This is a genomic window from Algoriphagus sanaruensis (genome assembly GCF_001593605.1).
Taxonomy (GTDB): domain Bacteria; phylum Bacteroidota; class Bacteroidia; order Cytophagales; family Cyclobacteriaceae; genus Algoriphagus; species Algoriphagus sanaruensis.
In genome coordinates this window covers 1,769,670-1,788,475 of the sequence record NZ_CP012836.1, presented here as the reverse complement: position 1 = coordinate 1,788,475, position 18,806 = coordinate 1,769,670, and the positions used below count along the sequence as shown (strand labels likewise).

The 18,806-nt window shown below is 40.7% G+C and carries 13 protein-coding genes; 2 read left to right on the top strand and 11 right to left on the bottom strand.

Annotated elements, in window-relative coordinates:
- The first annotated feature begins 44 nt into the window (after positions 1-44).
- Positions 45-719 carry a ClpP family protease gene (locus tag AO498_RS07970; RefSeq protein ID WP_067545736.1) on the top strand — a complete coding sequence of 225 codons (675 nt, stop codon included), beginning with the start codon at positions 45-47 and terminating at the stop codon, positions 717-719.
- A complete protein-coding gene (gene clpX, locus AO498_RS07965; protein WP_067545732.1) occupies positions 719-1,942 on the top strand; it encodes an ATP-dependent Clp protease ATP-binding subunit ClpX in 1,224 nt (407 codons plus the stop codon). Before AO498_RS07970 ends, clpX begins: the two co-directional genes overlap by 1 nt.
- Positions 1,943-2,020: 78 nt before the next feature.
- Here the strand turns inward: clpX and lpxB are convergent, their stop codons facing one another.
- The 11 genes from lpxB to AO498_RS07905 all read right to left on the bottom strand — a co-directional run bounded on the left by lpxB (position 2,021) and on the right by AO498_RS07905 (position 18,648).
- Positions 2,021-3,121, bottom strand: a complete 1,101-nt coding sequence (lpxB, locus tag AO498_RS07960) for a lipid-A-disaccharide synthase (RefSeq protein ID WP_067545729.1) — start codon at positions 3,119-3,121, stop codon at positions 2,021-2,023.
- 83 nt (positions 3,122-3,204) lie between these two features.
- Positions 3,205-3,624 carry a 6-pyruvoyl trahydropterin synthase family protein gene (locus AO498_RS07955; protein ID WP_067545726.1) on the bottom strand — a complete coding sequence of 140 codons (420 nt, stop codon included), beginning with the start codon at positions 3,622-3,624 and terminating at the stop codon, positions 3,205-3,207.
- Between the two features lie 90 nt (positions 3,625-3,714).
- Positions 3,715-4,410: a hypothetical protein gene (locus AO498_RS07950; RefSeq protein ID WP_067545723.1), complete on the bottom strand. Its 696-nt coding sequence runs from the start codon at positions 4,408-4,410 to the stop codon at positions 3,715-3,717.
- Positions 4,411-4,412: 2 nt separating this feature from the next.
- Positions 4,413-7,892 carry a S8 family serine peptidase gene (locus tag AO498_RS07945; RefSeq protein ID WP_067545720.1) on the bottom strand — a complete coding sequence of 1,160 codons (3,480 nt, stop codon included), beginning with the start codon at positions 7,890-7,892 and terminating at the stop codon, positions 4,413-4,415.
- A 118-nt stretch (positions 7,893-8,010) separates the two neighbouring features.
- Entirely contained in the window at positions 8,011-8,835 is an 825-nt protein-coding gene (locus tag AO498_RS07940) for a DUF4843 domain-containing protein (protein WP_148660202.1), read from the bottom strand.
- A 14-nt stretch (positions 8,836-8,849) separates the two neighbouring features.
- On the bottom strand, positions 8,850-10,280 hold the full coding sequence (locus tag AO498_RS07935) for a RagB/SusD family nutrient uptake outer membrane protein (RefSeq protein WP_067545714.1): 1,431 nt from the start codon (positions 10,278-10,280) through the stop codon (positions 8,850-8,852).
- A gap of 15 nt (positions 10,281-10,295) precedes the next feature.
- Positions 10,296-13,283 (bottom strand): SusC/RagA family TonB-linked outer membrane protein, encoded by a 2,988-nt coding sequence (locus AO498_RS07930; RefSeq protein WP_067545711.1) that lies wholly within the window; start codon positions 13,281-13,283, stop codon positions 10,296-10,298.
- A gap of 472 nt (positions 13,284-13,755) precedes the next feature.
- Positions 13,756-15,678, bottom strand: coding sequence for an OmpA family protein (locus AO498_RS07920; RefSeq protein WP_067545705.1), 1,923 nt, complete (start codon positions 15,676-15,678; stop codon positions 13,756-13,758).
- Positions 15,679-15,683: 5 nt separating this feature from the next.
- Entirely contained in the window at positions 15,684-16,334 is a 651-nt protein-coding gene (locus AO498_RS07915; protein WP_067545702.1) for a 7-carboxy-7-deazaguanine synthase QueE, read from the bottom strand.
- A gap of 130 nt (positions 16,335-16,464) precedes the next feature.
- Positions 16,465-16,917 carry a GNAT family N-acetyltransferase gene (locus tag AO498_RS07910; RefSeq protein WP_067545699.1) on the bottom strand — a complete coding sequence of 151 codons (453 nt, stop codon included), beginning with the start codon at positions 16,915-16,917 and terminating at the stop codon, positions 16,465-16,467.
- Between the two features lie 141 nt (positions 16,918-17,058).
- Positions 17,059-18,648, bottom strand: coding sequence for an amidohydrolase (locus AO498_RS07905; RefSeq protein ID WP_067545696.1), 1,590 nt, complete (start codon positions 18,646-18,648; stop codon positions 17,059-17,061).
- Between the last annotated feature and the right edge of the window lie 158 nt (positions 18,649-18,806).

Below are 18,806 nucleotides of genomic sequence, written 5' to 3'. Positions count from 1 at the left end.
TTTAAAGGACTTTTTTATTTTTGTTCACCACAACAAACTCAACAATGATCAACAAAGAAGAATTTAGAAAGTACGCCATTCACAATCAAGGCGTAAGCGGGACAGCATTCGATCAATATACCACCCATATTGAAAACATGACCCGTTCGGTCATCGAGGAAAGACCTCAAAACTTCAGAGAAATTGATGTTTTCTCCAGATTAATCATGGATAGAATCATCTTTTTGGGAACTGGAATCGACGACCACATCGCAAATATCATTGTCGCTCAACTCCTATTTCTTGAATCAGTAGATTCCAAGAAAGATGTATTGCTATATGTAAATAGCCCAGGTGGATCCGTTACAGCTGGACTTGGCATTTACGACACCATGCAATACATTGGTCCTGATGTAGCTACTATTTGTACAGGAATTGCTGCTTCTATGGGAGCTGTTTTATTAGCTGGCGGCGCAGCAGGAAAACGTTCTGCCTTACAACATTCAAGAGTAATGATCCACCAGCCATCAGGAGGAATGCAAGGTCAATCCAGAGACATGGAAATTTCCTTAAAATTGATCCTCTCGATGAGAGAAGAATTATATCAAATCTTGGCCAATCACACAGGAAAAACATTTGAAGAAATCGAACGTGATTCTGACCGTGATTATTGGTTGAAGGCTTTGGAGGCAAAAGAATATGGCCTCATCGATGAAGTATTAGTAAAAAAACCTAGGTAATGGCTCAAGTAACTTGCTCCTTTTGCGGCAGAAATAAAAAAGACGTTGATCTCATGGTATCGGGTATTTCTGCCCATATCTGCAACTTCTGCATTGATCAAGCGCATTTAATTTTGGGAGAAGAGGAAAAAACTAAAAAGTCCACTTCCAAACCAAAGTTTAAGCTTAAAAAACCAAAGGAGCTAACTGCTTACCTTGACCAATATGTTATTGGCCAAGAAGAAGCAAAAAAGGTTTTAACTGTTGCTGTATATAACCACTACAAGCGCCTTCAACAAAAAGAAGATCATGATGAAATAAAGATTGAAAAATCAAATATCATCATGGTTGGAGATACCGGCACGGGTAAAACTTACCTGGCAAAAACCTTAGCCAAAACTCTTGAAGTTCCATTTTGCATTGCAGATGCCACTGTATTGACTGAGGCAGGATACGTGGGAGAAGATGTGGAAAGCATTTTAACAAGATTGCTCCAAGCGGCGGACTACAATGTGGAAGCAGCAGAGCGAGGAATAGTTTATATCGACGAGATCGATAAAATTGCCCGTAAGTCAGACAACCCGTCTATCACTCGTGATGTCAGTGGCGAAGGCGTACAGCAGGCTATGCTCAAACTACTTGAAGGCACTGTAGTCAACGTTCCCCCACAAGGAGGAAGAAAGCATCCTGATCAAAAGATGATCGCCGTGAATACAGAGAATATCCTCTTTATCTGCGGTGGGGCATTTGATGGGATAGCAAGACACATCGGAAAGCGACTGAATACCCAACCGATGGGATTCAGCAAATCAGCTGCAAATCAAGCAGCGGATCGGGAAAATCTGCTCCAATATGTCACTGCCCAAGATTTGAAGGCTTTTGGACTAATTCCGGAGTTGATTGGTCGCTTACCAGTTTTGACCCACTTGGATCCACTTCATAAGGACGCATTGAAGCGAATCCTCACTGAGCCTAAAAATGCATTGGTCAAACAATACACCAAATTACTGGCAATGGAAGGGGTTGACCTTAAGTTTGAAGAAAGTGCCCTTGAATTTATCGTGGAAAAAGCAGTTGAATACAACCTAGGAGCACGAGGACTTAGATCCATATGCGAAGCCATCATCACGGATGCGATGTATGAGTTGCCTTCTGACGACTCTGTCAAAGAATTAGTGATCGATGAGGATTATGCCAAATCAAAATTTGATAAATCGAAATTTAAGCGGCTACAAGTCGCATGATTTAAAGAGGTAAAAAATAGAATGCCCCCATAAAGAATTCGACTTTTGGGGGCATTTTTATTTAATGGTGAATTGAATTCATTTCATGAGAATCAATCTTGCGGCAGTCTCTGAAGCCGAACTTTCTCCAATTTTTTCTTGAATCAGATCATATCCCTGAAGCATCCCCCCCTTATATACCACGTTGGTAAAGATTTGGTGAAGTTCATTCTTTAATCGAATCACCGAAAAATCATCCTGGATTAGCTCCTTCACCACTTCTTTCCCCGCAATCAAATTTGGTAAGGAGATAAAAGGAACACGAATCAGTCTTTTGGCAATCTGATAAGATATCAAAGAAGTACGATAGACCACAATCTGAGGAACTCTAAATAGGGCAGTCTCCAAAGTAGCCGTACCTGAAGTTACAACAGCTGCGGTAGCATGGGAAAGCAAGTCGTAGGTCTGATTAAATACCACCTTTATCCCAGCGTCTTTTGCAGGCTTATAAATGGCCTCGGGAAGACTATCCACTCCCGCCACCACAAATTGTGAATTAGGAAACTCTTTCACCAAATCGACCATTTTATCCAACATTCCCAAAATCTCTTGTTTCCTGCTTCCGGGCAATAAGGCTATAATAGGCTGATAACTGAGCTCATTTTTCTGAAAGAAAAAATCATGAGGTTTAAACTTTCGAATTTCATCCAAAAGTGGGTTACCTACATAATGCACCTTCATCCCAAATCGCTCAAAAAACTCAGGCTCAAAAGGAAGAATGGAATAAATCTGATCGGTAATTTCGCTAAGCTTTAAAGCTCTTTTCTGATTCCAAGCCCAAACTTTAGGTGGTATGTAGTAATGTACTGGGATTCCTTGCTCTTTTGCAAAAGCAGCAATTTTCATATTGAATCCCCCATAATCCACCAAAATCAAGACGTCAGGATCGAAGGCTAAAAGGTCTCTTTTTACAAGGTTGAGATATTTCAAAACTTTACGAAAGCCCAAAACGACTTCTAAAAATCCCATCAAGGCCACTTCCGCATAGTCCACAGCCAATTCAACTCCAGCATCTATAGAATAGCTCCCTCCCATTCCGCGAAACTGAAGTTTGGGATTTAGTTTCTTCAATGCCAAAACTAAATTAGAAGCATGAAGGTCTCCCGAACGTTCTCCTGAAATGATGTAGACTTTATTCAATTAAGTTGATCTTTTGTTTTAAAAATAAAAGTAGGCTTTTGGACCTACTTTTCACTTTACATTTTCAAACTTAAAACATTAAGTTATTCTCCATAATACTCCACAAAATTTCTTGGAGTCTCATAGAGGGTAAGTTTATATAATCCTCCAAACTTAGTTATCTCCTTTATTGCAGGATTTAGGATTTTCCAAAATTCCATCACCAATATTTCGCAGCTCGCAAGTTTACCATGCATAAAATCCACATCTACGTTCAAGTTTTTATGGTCCACCTTATCGATTACCAAACGGCGGATTAACGTACTCAGCTGTTTTAAATCCACCACAAATCCTGTCTCTGGATCTGGAAGTCCTTTTACAGTAACAATTAATTCAAAGTTATGCCCATGCCAGTTCACATTGGCACAAGGACCGAAAACCTCAAAGTTTTTTTCATCAGACCAGTTGGGATTCCAAAGCTTATGAGCCGCATTGAAATGTTCCTTTCGGGAAACGTGAATCATCTTTCTTAATCAAATATGTCGCAAAGGTAGCTAAAGCACCCGGATTGGAAAAGCATAAAAAAAGCCCGATGAATCGGGCTTAATTTGAAATTACTTTTCGTTGAGTTTGGTAAAGAACCGAACCAAATGATCTTCTCTACTTAAATCAAGCTTATCCTCCTTAAGAATCGATTTAGCCTTTTCCTGATCAGCTTCTTTCAGTGCTTTAAGAATCGTATTGGTTTTATTCTTAACAGAGGTAACATTCTCATCCTTATCGATTAAGTAATACGTCTCCTCAAAAACGAACATTCTTCCAGGTGTTGGAGCGTAGCTATTTTTAGGAGGAGTAACCAAATCGGAGTAAAACCTTCTGATCAAAGTATAATCTCCTTCAGCCAATACATTCACCAAATCTTTTGGTCCGATACCCCGAACAAAATCAAATCCTTTCTTGAACAAAAGGTTTGGAAGTAGTCCAGGCGTACCTTCAGCGATTAGGATCGAGGGACGCTGCAAAACCACATATTCCACATAATCTTTATTCAAATAAATTTTATTGCCAGCCTCATTTACTACTTCCAATTCATTGTCATGAATATTAAAACGATAGGCAACATCCTGCTTCAATCCTGCATTTGTGGTACCGATATCGGCTTTAGCCCAATCATTAAATAGATAAGGAGATCCCTCAATTTCACTGTAGGTAGTTAATCGAGCTGGTGTACCATTCATGTCGACATTTGATATTTGACCGAATGAAACTCCAGAAAACAGCATAGCTGCAAAAAACAAGTACTTTTTCATGTTTAAAATTTGATAACTTTTTTGTGTAGAATTAAATCGTTGGTTTGAATTTTTAGAATATATAATCCTTTTTGATTAGGCAAATTAAATACCTCCACAATCTCTTGGTTGTTTTTACCTGACACTCGATTTTGAATTTCACGGCCTGATGAATCATAAATTCGGAAGATTACAAAACCTTCAAATTCATTGGAAACTCGGACCGTGAGTTGATCTTCAGTTGGAATCGGGCCAACAAACACGCCGAATTTACTTAAGTCAGATTCAGGAATCGCGGAAATAACGACAGGATCAGAAATCCGATTGCATGCTCCATCGACAAGCGCTACTTGATAGATACCATCACCATCAGCAACAAATGTTCTAGCTGTTGCACCTGCAATTGGCTGTCCATTGAGATACCATTGGTAAGCTGGACCGGGTTGCTGGGAAGTCAATTGATTGCCATTTGCTACGATAACAGGCTTAGCAAGCTCATTCGCTCCAATGGAAACAGTTCGGATAAATTTGGTGGAACCTTGCGAATTACTAATTGTCAATTCTACCTCAAATTCCCCTGAAGTAGAAAATACGAAGGTTGGATTTTCTAGATTGGATGTTCCCAAACCCGCAAAATTCCAAGCATACGAACTTATTGCTCCTTCACTTAAATTTTCAAACGAAACTGCAGCTCCCACGCAATTGAAAGAAGTCTCAAAATTGGCAAACAATACATCGTCACAATTTTGTTTCAACCATCCCGTACTTGTTCCAGTCTGAGCTGTTGTTCCAAGATTGATTATCCCTTGTCCAGTCTTGTTTACATTGGTTACATCCAAATTTTGTACACAAATCTTTTTGTAAAGATCGAACTCAAACGTACCACTTCCGCTGAGTGTTGCCTTTTCTGCTGAGGTAGCAGAAACAATCAGGTTTTCTGATAAAGCCAATTTAGTACTAGGTGCAAAATCCAGAATTGCACTTGGTCCTAATTCCAGAGTAGCAATTGAAATTTGGGAGGTGTTTACAGTTCCTGTTCCCTTTTGAATCTTCAGATTCGACACCCCTCCTGAGGCCAATGAGAGTATCCCATCATTTATTTCAAGGAAATCTACCGCCACCTGAGAATCATTCTTGAATAGTCCGGAGCCGGAAAACTTCAACTGAAGGTCAGCCTTAAGCCCAGCACCTCCATTGATTATGAAATTCTCTGAAAATACAATTTGAGAAACTGAACCTCCAAGAGAACCTTGATCTGTAATTGCCAATGAATTAACTGAAAGCACGTCCATATCAAAATTGACAGAAGACGCCAAAATATTAACCTCATCTAGCATCTCGGCAGAAATCACCTTCCATTTTCCTGAGTTAAAACTCATCGAAACTTCGCTGAAAGCGGTATTTCCAAACTCCAAGAGTAATTCATTTGAACTACTGGACTCAAATCGAATTGATCCATTTGAAACCTGGGTGACTTGATTGTTGATGCGGAGGCTATTGGTTACTACCAATTCATTTTGTCCAAGGTTTAGGTTCAACACTTGATTGCCAAATGAATTCAAACTGAAGACCTCTGCTGCTGAAGAAATTGTCACATTATAGTTATCTCCGGTGTTTCCGTCAAATACGACCCGTGTATCAGCGGAAGGAACTTTGCCTGACGAAGGGCCATTTTTAATGGTAGACCAATTATTCCCGTCAAACCAATCTCCCGTAGATCCACCAATCCAATACAAAGTTTCGGAGGCTCCATCTTGTACCCCAGCTGTAAAAATCAAAGAAACAGGCTGAACCCCATTTCGAAGAGTGCCTTTGTGAGAAATCACCAGGCGATATTTTTTGGGAACGGTAGAAGAGATCAATACCTGCTCGACATTATCTCTGAAATTATCTGCATTTTGTAAACCTCGAGCTCCTGCTCCCTGAGCTGGATTTAAGGTCCAAGGAAAAAACTCTTTCCCTTCTTCGTCAAAAATTCGAAGATCTAAGTCATTGACTAACATCAAGCCAGTAGGGTCAACCGCTGTTGCCTGCGGTGTACCAGCAGGATCAGTCCATGCAATAGTCGCCTTGATTGGAGTAACCCCATCCGAAAGAAATTCATATTCGTAGGTTTCTCCATTTGCTAAAATTAACTCACGAACAATGGAGGAACTACCATCTTCATTCACGATTAATTCAGCAGCAGTTTTTACATCCAATAGTCCCCATCCATACATATAATCGGGACCTGGAGCTGGTCCAGCTTCTTTTGCCGTTTGAATTGCAAGTGCCTTGAGGGTTGAGGCCCACATAAATTTATCTGGATTCCGCTGTCCATAAAGCTGCTGTAAAAGCAACAACGAACCCGTCACATTTGGGGAGGCCATTGATGTACCACTTAAACTTGCATATCCATCCTGACCAGATGCGATTGTGGTACTAAACACATTTACGCCCATACCGACCAAATCAGGTTTGATTCTACCATCATCAGAAGGTCCCCAAGATGAAAAACTACTTACTGAAACTGAATTTGCATTTTGATAATTTAGTACTTGAGAAACAGCCCCGATGGTCAAATTATTTTTGGCAACGCCTTCCGGTCCAATGGTATCTTCTGGACCATCTGGTTCTCTAGTACCATCACCACGATCATCTCTGTCATTTCCAGCCGCCCAAACCACAGTGTAATACGGACGGGAATAGACCAATTCATCGATTGCTTGGGATTTTGAAGTATAAAATCCAAATCGCCAATCCTCATCAGGATCGACTGAAGCGTTCCCTTGCCAAACCCAAGAACTCCCATTTTGTCTCCAACCTAAAGCAATCCCATAGGAGTGGTTAGACAGTAAAATTCCTCCAGGATTTGCAGCGGGGTCATAAGAATTAGCAAGCATTTTTGAGATGTCAGATTCCCAATTAAATGCCCAGCCATTCGCTTCGTAAGCCATTCCTTTGGCACCTGCATTAATTCCAGCGGCCATGATTGTGCCCGATACGTGCGTGGCATGTTCACTAATTGTCTCTGTAGACCCATCCTTTTGAATAAGACGGTTTCCAAATTCCACATGATCTCTTTTAGGTCTGGTTTGGTCAAAAATTCCGACTAATATCCCTTTACCAGTAAGATTTAAATTCAAAGATCCATTCGGCTGTAAATGATTAGCTCCAGTGGTAATAGCGGCATTCACATTTGAGGGGAGATAAAAAACTGGAGTCCCATCTTGCTCCAAATATTGAACTCTAGAAACTAGTCCCTCAGAGGATTGAAAACCCTCAGGGTGATTCAAATAAGAATAGTTAGAAAAATCAATTCCAATTGGTTTTTGAAAACTGACGAGCAGGCTCTTAAGTTTTACTTCAGACTCTTCTTTTGCTTTTTCCCAAAGTAATTTAGAGTTGTTGGTGCTAGTTTGGGAGACTCCTTCTAATTTCAAGGCAAGAACGAAAATAATCCCAAAAGAAATTTTTATCAATGACCTGTTTTGCATAGCTACTGTGAAATACCCCTCGTCCATTTTTGGCAATCGAATGGAAATTTAACCAATAATTTTAACCCACTTAAATTTTAATTTGTTAATTAAATCAAAAAAAAAGGAGGGAAAAATCCCTCCCTTTTATGAAATGTTGGACAATTTATTTTTTAACCAACGTAGTTTTAGCATTTACGATTCCATTAGGAACGTCAGCCCAATACATAGTTACTGTATTGGTAGCAGGATCGAATGCACCAACGGTTTCGCCTGAAGCAGGATTTGAAATTGCAAATTGGTTCAAACCCTCTCTTACGAAAGTGATTTTACCACAATTGTCACCATACACTACTTCTTGAGTTTGATCAAAACCGAAAGCGGCATATAAACCAGCTGAAATGTCAGACACTACATACAACCCATTACCAAGTGGCTTGAAAGTCACGTCTTTGGTAAAGTTACCATAAATGGTAGAAGTAGAAGCAGTCCAAACATCTGTATCAGTAGAAATTGCAGATGGACAAACCACTCTGATGTTGATTGCCAAATCACCGTATGCTTTTGATACTTCTGCCCCAGAAGCAGAGCTGATCAAAAGTTTTAAAACTGGCGCTTCAGATGGATCAATATTTCCAGTTAGGATAGTCACTGGGAAATTTACTGTCCAAGTGTTTGCTGGAATTGTAACCGAAGTGGTACCAAGGCTGTAATGCACACCGCTTACAGCAGTTGAAGTAGGATCAACTGAGATTTCAACAGTAACAGCAGCTGATGCAGAAGTTGAAACTCGGTTTACTTGAATCTGCACTTCATTGGTTTGAGTTGCACTGGTACGAGTTTGCGTCGTAGTCAGACCGTTTGGTAGATTACCTGCGTCAAATTCTACTTCATTGAGTGCAATGAAAGAATCAGCTCCTGGATCATCAAAGCAAGAAGTCATTGCCAAAGAGGCAAATACAACTGCGAAATAGATATATAACTTTCTCATTTTCGTTTTTAATTTTAGTTATAACCAGGATTTTGCTCCAATTGCTCATTCAATTGAATTTGATCATTTGGAAGCGGAGAAAGCAATCTGTAGTCATTGTAAGGAACAGCCTCAAATCGAGAAGATTTAGAGATCGCCATACCATTTCTCTTCAGATCAAACCATCTGTGACCTTCTAATGCAAATTCCTGTCTTCTTTCTGTCATAATTTGATCGAACAAATCATTTCCTGCCAAGTCTTCAGCAACAGCTCCAAGACCTCTTTTAGCACGAAGCGCGTTCAAATCAGCTCTAGAACCTGAAAGATTACCTGTTCTGAATCTTGCCTCAGCTCTGATCAAGAACAATTCAGCACCTCTGATGATTGGAAGGTTTTCTAAGAAATCACCTTTATGGCCCAACCATTTGTTTGATCTGTAAACAGGTCCAGAAGCACCAGAACGAGTAGTCTCAGTCCAAGTAGCTCTTCTGATATCACCCTCTTCATAGCTTGCTAACAACTCACTTGTTGCAGTCACGATAAACTGAGCACTTGGGAATACGTTAGCTGACAAGGAACAAACAGAGTTGTTAACACCATCTACTGTTGACCAGTCTACAGAACGAATTTCAAGTTCGAAAACTGACTCAGGATTTGGTGCAGTAGAGAATGCAGATACATAGTTTTCAGGAGTTAATAGTCCAGTTCCGTTATCTGCAAGACCTACAGTTGCCATAGCTTGAGAAGCCATCGCCTCTGCCTCAGCAAACTTGGAATCATACAAGTAAACTCTTGCCAAAAGCGCTTGAGCAGCACCTTTAGTAGCGCGGTACACTCCAGCAGTTCCGATTGCTGAAGTTGGAAGTAGGTTGATTGAAGTTTGAAGATCAGAGATGATTTGATCATACACTTCTCTATTCGTAGATCTAGCTCTGAAATCAGCTTGAGAGAATCCCAAAGTAGGAGTAGTTCTCAATACTACTGACTTGTTAAATCCATTAACTTCCTTGCCTGGCTCATAGCCATAAACTTTTGCAAGATCGAAGTAGAACAACGCTCTCAAGAAATGAGCTTCACCTAATACTCGGTTTTTAAGAGCTTCATCTCCTTCAACCTCACCAATACCATCGATAATGATGTTTGTATTGTTGATACCTCCCCAATAACCAGTATTCCAAAGGCCGATATGTGCTCGGTCAGCATTTGCTTCCTGTCCGATATATCTACCTGTGTTGGCAATGATTCGAAGGTTATCCGCCATAATTTCAGGAGCAATCATCATTTGCTGACCATATTGGTTAAAGCCTCTAGGCATACCATAAGTCGCAAAGATTAGGGATTGATACCCATTCACTGTGGCAAGTGCAGCTTCTGGCGTCAAGCTTTGTCTTGGCTCTACATCCAGGTTACAAGATCCCAATGCAAGTGTTCCGCCTAGGATCATTAGTTTAAATATATTTTTCATAGCTGTTTTGCTCAATTAGAAGGTTAGATTAATACCAGCTGAGAATTGTCTAGCATTTGGGAAACGTCCAATAGATACGTTTGATGCAATACCAACCGCTTCAGGATCCTGACCATTGTATTTGGTAAATGTGGTCAAGTTGATGCCTTGTACAAATACAGTCATTGCTTTCATACCAATTTTTGAAGCAGCTGCAGCAGGCATGGTATAGTTCAAAGTCACTTGCTTCAAACGGATATATCCACCGTCACTCAAGAATCGAGTAGAGAAGGTATCGATATTAGAAGTACCTGGAGCTTGTCCACCTTCATAAGGCTTACCTACAGTGGTGATATCACCAGGCTGCTGCCAATAGTTCAATTGGTTGATTCTCATGTTACCAGTTGTTGATCCCCAGTCTTCTAAGTTGAACATATCTTGGTTACCTGCTAGGTTACCGAATTGACCTTGGAAGAATACATCCAAAGAAACTGGTCCATAGCTAAAGGTATTGGAAAGACCACCGTAGCTAGAAGGAAGACCACTTCCGATATATTGTAAAGTACCGTCACCTACAATGTAAGTATATCCACCATTGGTTGGATCTTCATACATCGCACGGCCATTTGCAGGGTTAACTCCAAGATATCTATGAGTATACCAGAAAGAAATTGGCTTACCTACGATAAGAGTGTTTCCAATTCTATCTAGACCATCATACAACTCCATCAATTCGTTTTCCAAGAAAGTAATGTTAAAGGCTGTGCTCCACTGGAATTTACCAGCTACGATATTGGTAGTCTGCAAGTCGATGTCAATACCTTGGTTACGAACCAAACCTGTGTTTCTGGTAATAGAACCGAAACCTGAATCAGATGGAAGTGGAGTATTGAACAAGAGTGAAGAAGAATTCTTTCTCCAAACATCAACTGTACCAATGACACGGCCATTGAAGATGGTCCAATCCAATCCAAAGTTGAAGGTTTCAGCTTCTTCCCAAGTCAACAAGTCATTACCCAACTGAGAAAGTGCTAAACCACCTGAACCTAAATACTGGCCAGAGCTTCCAACTAGCGTTCTAGAGGCAAAGTTGTCGATTTCAGAGTTACCTGTGATACCATAGGAAGCTCTTAATCTCAAGTTATCCAACCAAGTTAGGTCTTGCATGAAGCTTTCTGAAGAGATTCTCCATCCCACAGAAACTGCACCGAAGGTACCCCACTTATTCTCAGCACCGAATCTGGAGTGACCGTCTCTACGGAAAGTTACATCAGCCGTATAACGGTCATCATAATCATATTTCGCTTGAGAGAAAAAGCCCATTCGCTTATATTCTGTAAAGGAACCTCCAACGGCAAATGGTACAGCAGCATTTTGCAAATAGATCAACGAAGGATCAGGGAATCCACGACCAGTTGCGGTAGTTTGTTCCTGCTGAAGGCCTTTGTATTCGAAACCTGCAATACCTGAAACGGTATGAACATCATTAAATTTCTTATTGAAATTCAAGTTGTGGTTTGTATTGTAGTTGTTTCTTCTATTGTCAGCAAAGAAAGACTGACCTCCATAAGATGAGAACACAGGAATTGTTGATGGTCTGTTGTTTTCGTCTCTGTTATCAGCAAAATCAACCCCGAAATAGGAAGTCCAACTCAACCATGGAGTGAATTGGTAGTTCAATTGCAAGTTAGAAACTGTCTGAACAGATGTACCTCTTCTCAATTCTTCATACACACCTTGAACAATATTGTATCCGAAGTTGTGGTTAGAAGGATAGTTAGCTCTGAAAGTTCCATCTTCATTGTAGATAGGAACGTTTGGTCTCATGGTGAAACCGGCAGAGAATGGACCGTTAACAAAGTTACCATTTGCGATAGTACCCATAGTTCTTTGGTAGGCCAAAGAGAGATTAGCACCAATAGTTAATTTCTTATTAGGTCTGTGGGTCAAATTCAAACGGCCAGTCGCTCTTTCATAGGAAGATTGAACAATCTGACCTTCTTGCTTGGTGTAAGCACCAGATAAGTAGAAGCTTGTCTTTTCATCAGCACCAGACATACTCAAGTCGTAAACTGAAAGTCGACCATTTCTGTAAAGTTCGTCTACCCAATCATAAGACTTAAGGCTTGGGTCTTCTGGGTTACCATAAGTAGCAGCTGCGTTAGCAGGATTAAGGCCAGCATTGATAAATGCTGCTCTTTTTACAGTCGCAACTTGAGTAGCATTCATTACCTCGTACAAATTCAAAGGCTGAACAATACCTTCTTGAACCGACACTTTAGTCTGGGTAGATCCTTTCTTACCTTTTTTAGTAGTAATCAAAACTACCCCGTTAGCTGCCTGAGCACCGTAGATAGAAGCTGCAGCAGCATCTTTCAACACCTCAATAGATTCGATGTCATTAGGGTTAATTGCAGCCAATGGGTTTTGAGGTCCTTGTCCTGATAATGAATTACCTCCTCCAAGCTGAACACCATCCACAATATATAATGGATCGTTACCTGCATTGATTGAGCCGACACCACGGATTCGAACATTCAACGTACCTCCTGGAGCACCAGTAGTTGACGTTACCTGAACACCTGCAATACGACCCTGCATCGCACGGTCAAATGATTGCATCGGTAGGTTTTCAAAAACCTCCCCTTTCACAGACGCAATTGCACCTGTGATTTCTCTTTTGGATTGGTCACCATAAGAGGTGATCACAAATTCAGAAAGAGACTGCACATCAGGCTGCAAAGCAACATTGATGGTTGTTTGATTGCCGATGGTAACCTCTTGGGATGCCAATCCCACAAAGCTAAACACCAACACATTGCTTCCGGCTGGAACGCTGATTGAATACTGGCCATCAATGTCTGTGGCAGTACCAATAGTAGTCCCTTTAACCAGAACTGTTGCACCTGGAACACCGAGTCCATCTTCAGTGGATGTCACGGTACCAGTGATCACACGATTTTGTGCAAATGCGAAAACAGTTGACAAAACCAGCGTGAGTCCTAGAAGTAAAACTTTCCTCATATTGGTTAAAATTTGGTTTAATAACTTCAATGATATTCCATATTCTTGAATATCTCAAGACCACTACAAAAATCAGAAGCAAAAAGTTTTGGCCATTTCACCAACTAAAATACCTCAAAAATAACCAAATACAGAATAAAAATTGTATTCGGTGGAATATTGCAAGATTAACAAATTTTTATTTTGATAATATTGTGTTAACAAAAGTTAATTTTTGATTTTTTTTATTGAATTTTTTTAAAAAAAAGTTGAACAACTCTGATAAAATTTAGCCTAAATCAAAATTCAGATTGTAGTGCTTCCCTTTTTAAAGTATAGAATTCGAATAACCATCCTGAAAAATGAATCCTTTATTTATATTGATAAAATAAAATTCTGACATAAAATGTAAATCAATATTTATATAAATAAGTGTTATGTAAAATAATATTAAAAGTTATAAACTGATATAACGACAAAACATAATTTTGATTTAAAGAATCCGAATAGTGATTCTTCGGTTGAGCGCTTGATTCTCTGGAGTGGTGTTGGGCACCATAGGTTGACTAGAGCCTTTACCTTCAACCATCACCCGTCCTGGGTGAAGTCCCGACTCTACCAGGTAAGCTTGAACACTTTTTGCGCGCTGGAGACTTAGGGTATTATTGTACTCCAAACTCCCGATATTATCCGTATGCCCTGAAATAAGAATGTTCACATTGGGGTTTTCCAGCAAGAATTTATTCAGCCGTTTTAATGAAGTGAGGGACTCACTCTTCAACTCGTACTTATCAAAATCGAAAAAGACATTTTCGAACACGAACTCCTCCCCAGAAGCCACTGGGGTCAATGCCACCTGAAGGTCTTTGACGTTTTTGATATTATCGCGTTCAACATTGTAAATCTTTGGTAAAAAACCCTTCTTTTCCACATAAAGCCCTGAAATTGCCTTATCTGGATAGAGCATTAAAAAATCTCCAGTCTTCCCGTCGGATTGAAACTGATAAAGGGTGCTGTCGTTGGTGAGTGACACTAGCGATAATGTTGCACTAACGGGCTCTCCTGTTTTAGCATTGATGACCTTACCTTCAGTGACAGTTAAATTTTCTCCCAAGTAGATTTCTTTTGGAAATGGAAACCGGTAAATAAACGATCTATCCCTTCCAGAATCCTCCTGAAAGCGCTCAGAATAATAGGCATAGTCTTTTTGAGCCGTGATAAACAAAGCCACCTGATCCAATTGATCATTTATCGGCAAGCCTAGATTTTCTGGTTCTTTAAATTCTCCCTCTTCTACTCGGGAAAGAAAAATATCCATTCCTCCAAATCCCAGATGACCATTGGACGCAAAAAACAAAAGCTCATTATTAAAAAACATGAATGGAGCAATTTCATCTTTTGGCGTATTTACTGGCTGGCCTAAATTCTTTGCTTCTGTCCAAGAACCATCCAATTGACGGACCGAATACCAGATATCATTTCCTCCAAATCCTCCTTTCCGATTTGAGGAGAAAAATAGGATTCGTCCATCTGCTGATAAAGAAGGCTGAGATTCCCAATACCTAGAATTCACTTTAGACCCCATATTGGTTGGGCGCTGCCAAGCTCCATTTACCTTGTAGGCAACATATAAATCACAGCTTCCATTCGAGTCTGGAGCATCACAACTGGTATATATCAAAATATTCCCATCAGCCGTTACTGTACATGTTCCCTCATTGTAGACAGAATTTATCGTGGAAGCGATGCTTTGCGGATTTGTCCAGGCGGTATCTCCTTTAACAAAAGCTGTATAAATATCTTCCTTATCAAAATTTCCGGTGCCGTCTCTTTTGGTGAAAAGAATCTGTTCTCCATCTGCAGTTAATACTGGAAAATATTGAAGTTGGTATTCGTTCAAAGGATGAATCAATTTCTCCTTAAGGATGGATTTTGACTTTTCAAGTTCCTTGGCTAAAAAATCAATTTTCAGGCTCATGTCCCGATAATAACTCGTCCTTCGAAAATTCTCTTCAAATAACGGATCTACTTCCTTGAATTGCCGATAGGCTTCTGTAAACTTTCCTTGTGTTAAATACAGATTTGTGAAAAACCAGCCATAATCAGCCACATGACGGGGAGTTGCATTTTTGCCAGTCAATTTGGCTTTCCCCAGCAAAGCAATTTTTTCAGCCTCTTCCAATTTACCCATCGTCAAATAGGCTTGTCCGGCTTTTTGGTATGCTTCTAAAAAAGTCCCCTCACGTTGAATCGCAAGTTTATATTTTTCTACAGCCTGCTCGTACTTTCGGGATAAAATTAACTCCTCAGCCTCTTGGTACAATTTGATCGCCTTCCCATCAATGATGGAAAAACCTTGGCCATTGGCCTGAATTGCTAGAAATAGAAGGAGGATTATCAGATAAACAGGGCGCATGTAACTTATGGGATGTCCATAAATTTATGCGTTTGGAGAGATATTTTCCAAGTCGGATGATTTTTCACGTACGCGATGATCTCTGATATGAACCTAGAGGCCTTGCTCCATTCGGGCTGAAGACGGAGTTCACAGCCAGGATTCACCAACTTCGCATGCTCCTCTGCAAACTCAAAATCGCGATTATTATAAATGACCACTTTCAACTCATCAGCCTTAGGATAGATAGATGGATGAGGTTTTTTGAATTTCTTGGGAGAAAAACAAACCCAATCAAAGTCCCCTGAAAAAGGATGTGCACCGGAAGTTTCAATGTTAGTCGTAAAACCTTTTTCTTTTAAAAGCTTGGTGAGGGGATCGAGATTATACATCAATGGTTCTCCCCCGGTAATGACAACCAGCCGACCTGGAAATACCAAAGCATCCTCGACAATTTGCTCAACGGACAAAACCGGCCATTTGGCAGCCTCCCAACTTTCCTTGACATCGCACCAAACACAACCTACATCACAGCCTCCCAGCCGAATAAAATATGCGGGATGTCCTGTAAATCTGCCTTCTCCTTGGATGGTGTAGAAAGCCTCCATAATAGGAAGCTGAAGCCCTGCGGCTACGAGTTCTTGGGTAGTCGGAGCTACCAAATCGAGTGTCTGCATGAATTTTTGGTAAAGCGGGTGATTCGACCGCTGAATGAGATGCAAAGATAGGATTAGGATTGAAATATTTAAAAATTTGAAAATTGGAAGATTGAGGACTCCAATCTTTCAATTTTCAAATCTTCCAATTTTACAATCGCTTACTCATCACCACCCGATAATCCTCCGCCCCACCCTTTGGGACAACCTCCATGATTTTAAATCCTCGGCTCAATCCGAAGGTAATCATCGCCGGAAAGCGATTGCGGGTTTTGAAAAAGATAGCCTTGAATCCATTTTCTTTGGCCCAATTCTCCTGATACTCTGCCAAAGCATCTGCAATTCCCAACTTTCGAAACTCGGGTCTCACCCCTCCCATCCAGGAATAAAAGGTATCGGCAGTATCACTTTGGTATCCAACTTTAAATCCCAAAAGCTCACCATCCTTTTCTGCAACCAATGCCAAATGAAGCCGATGCTTAAGGCGCTCTGCGTAAAAATCCAGAGAAGCTTTCCCCGGGAACTCAGGGATTCGTTCGTGTACCCAGAGGAGTTCGGAGGGAAAAGCTTCTCTAATTATAAATGTGAGATTTGAAGTTGTCATTTTTGATTTACGAGGTACGAATTACGATTTACACCCCTGTTTTGAACCTCAATCGTAATAACCAGAGGGCAACCTTCTGGAAATTAGGACGGAAGTTCAGATTTAGGTCGTAAATCGTAATTCTCAAATCGTAATTAAAGATTAATCCTTCTTCACCGTTGGATATGTCACCCCAAGCTGCTGCAAATAGGTATCATATTTCGTCTCGTCGTAGTAAAATTTCTCCAAAGCTCGGCGGAATTGCTTCATAATACCTTCATTCAGGTAAATCGGAGGAGCATCATCGGCTGTGATCATTGGCTTGTAGGTTTCCTCTTTCGTTTGCACGTTTTTGAAATAATCCCAAGCCTGATCGACCAATTCGGGCTGAAGTAAAAAGTCCAAAATCGTCATCGCTTCTGCCTTTGCTCCAGCTGTTACACCCTTATGAGCAATAGGTGTCGCCATGGCAATGGCATTGCTCCAGTGGTGACCTGGAAGTCCAGGAATATTGGAAGGGAATCTCAAAGTCACGGTTGGTACTACCCAGGATACATCCCCAATATCATCCGAACCACCAGAAATCGGCTCTTTAACAGGAAGTCCAAGAGTATCCAGCTTGGTTGGCATTCCTTCTTCTTTTGAACCCAATTCTTTTTGAATGGCTTTCGCCAAAGTCTGATCATTTTCATCCCAAGTCGGCAACCCTACCTTGAGGATGTTTTGATACATTTTTTCTGCAATCACCTTATTAAAGTGTCTCGGCCAAGCAGTACCCAAGACTTTTGAAGTCATGGTCGTCCCAGTCATTAAGGCTGCACCTTTGGCAATATCATTTGCTTGGGCATACATTTCCATGATTCCGTCGTACTTCACATCCCGGAAATAATACCAAATCGAAGCTTTGGAAGGTACCACATTGGGCTGGTCTCCTCCATCGGTAATGACCGAATGAGACCGCTTCAAGGGATGCAAATGCTCCCGCTTGTAGTTCCAACCGATATTCATCAGTTCTACTGCATCAGCGGCACTTTTTCCTCTCCAAGGTGCACCAGCAGAATGAGCAGCATCTCCTGAAAAGGTATATTCTACAGAAATCAATCCTGTTCCACTTGCTTGTCCATAGCTTACGCCCAGGTTATTGGCCACGTGAGTAAAAATGCAAATATCGACACCATCAAATTTACCATCTCTGGCAAACCAGGCTTTTGCTGCTACCAATTCTTCGGCAATCCCCGGCCAAAGAACTAGCGTACCTCCAATATTTTCACGCTCCATGATTTGCTTTACAGCCAAAGCCGCCGTGATATTCAATGGAATTCCGGCATTATGACCTTCTCCATGTCCTGGAGCTCCTTCAACCATGGGTTTATGATAGGCCACTCCAGGATATTGAGATGCTTTGGGAATATTATCAACGTCTGAACCCAAGGCAATTACGGGACCTTCACCGTTACTCCAAGTAGCAAACCAAGCCGTTGGTATTCCAGAGGCTCCTCGTTCGATGGTAAATCCATTTTTCTCCAAGATCCCAGTCAAATACTTAGAAGATTCAAACTCTTGAAAGCCCAACTCGGCAAAGGAAAAAATCTTATCCACCATCACTTGGCTTTGCTTGTGATTGGCTTGGACGATTTGGGCAGCTTCCGCTTTGAGTGCCTCAATTTGCTTTGGGCTATATTTTTTCTGGGGAAAGGCTGAAATACATATTCCTCCAGCCAAGGCGAGTGTAAGCAGTAATTTTCTTCTCATAAGGTTGATTGGTTAGTGTTCTCAAAGTACAAAAAAGACTCCTCTGCCTCAAACAAAATTGATCAATGGCCAAAATCCAGATTTGGGAGGAATTGGAAATTTGACTACCAAAGCCGCTCGATTTTTCTATTTTTGCAGGCATTTAGTCAAAAAATCAG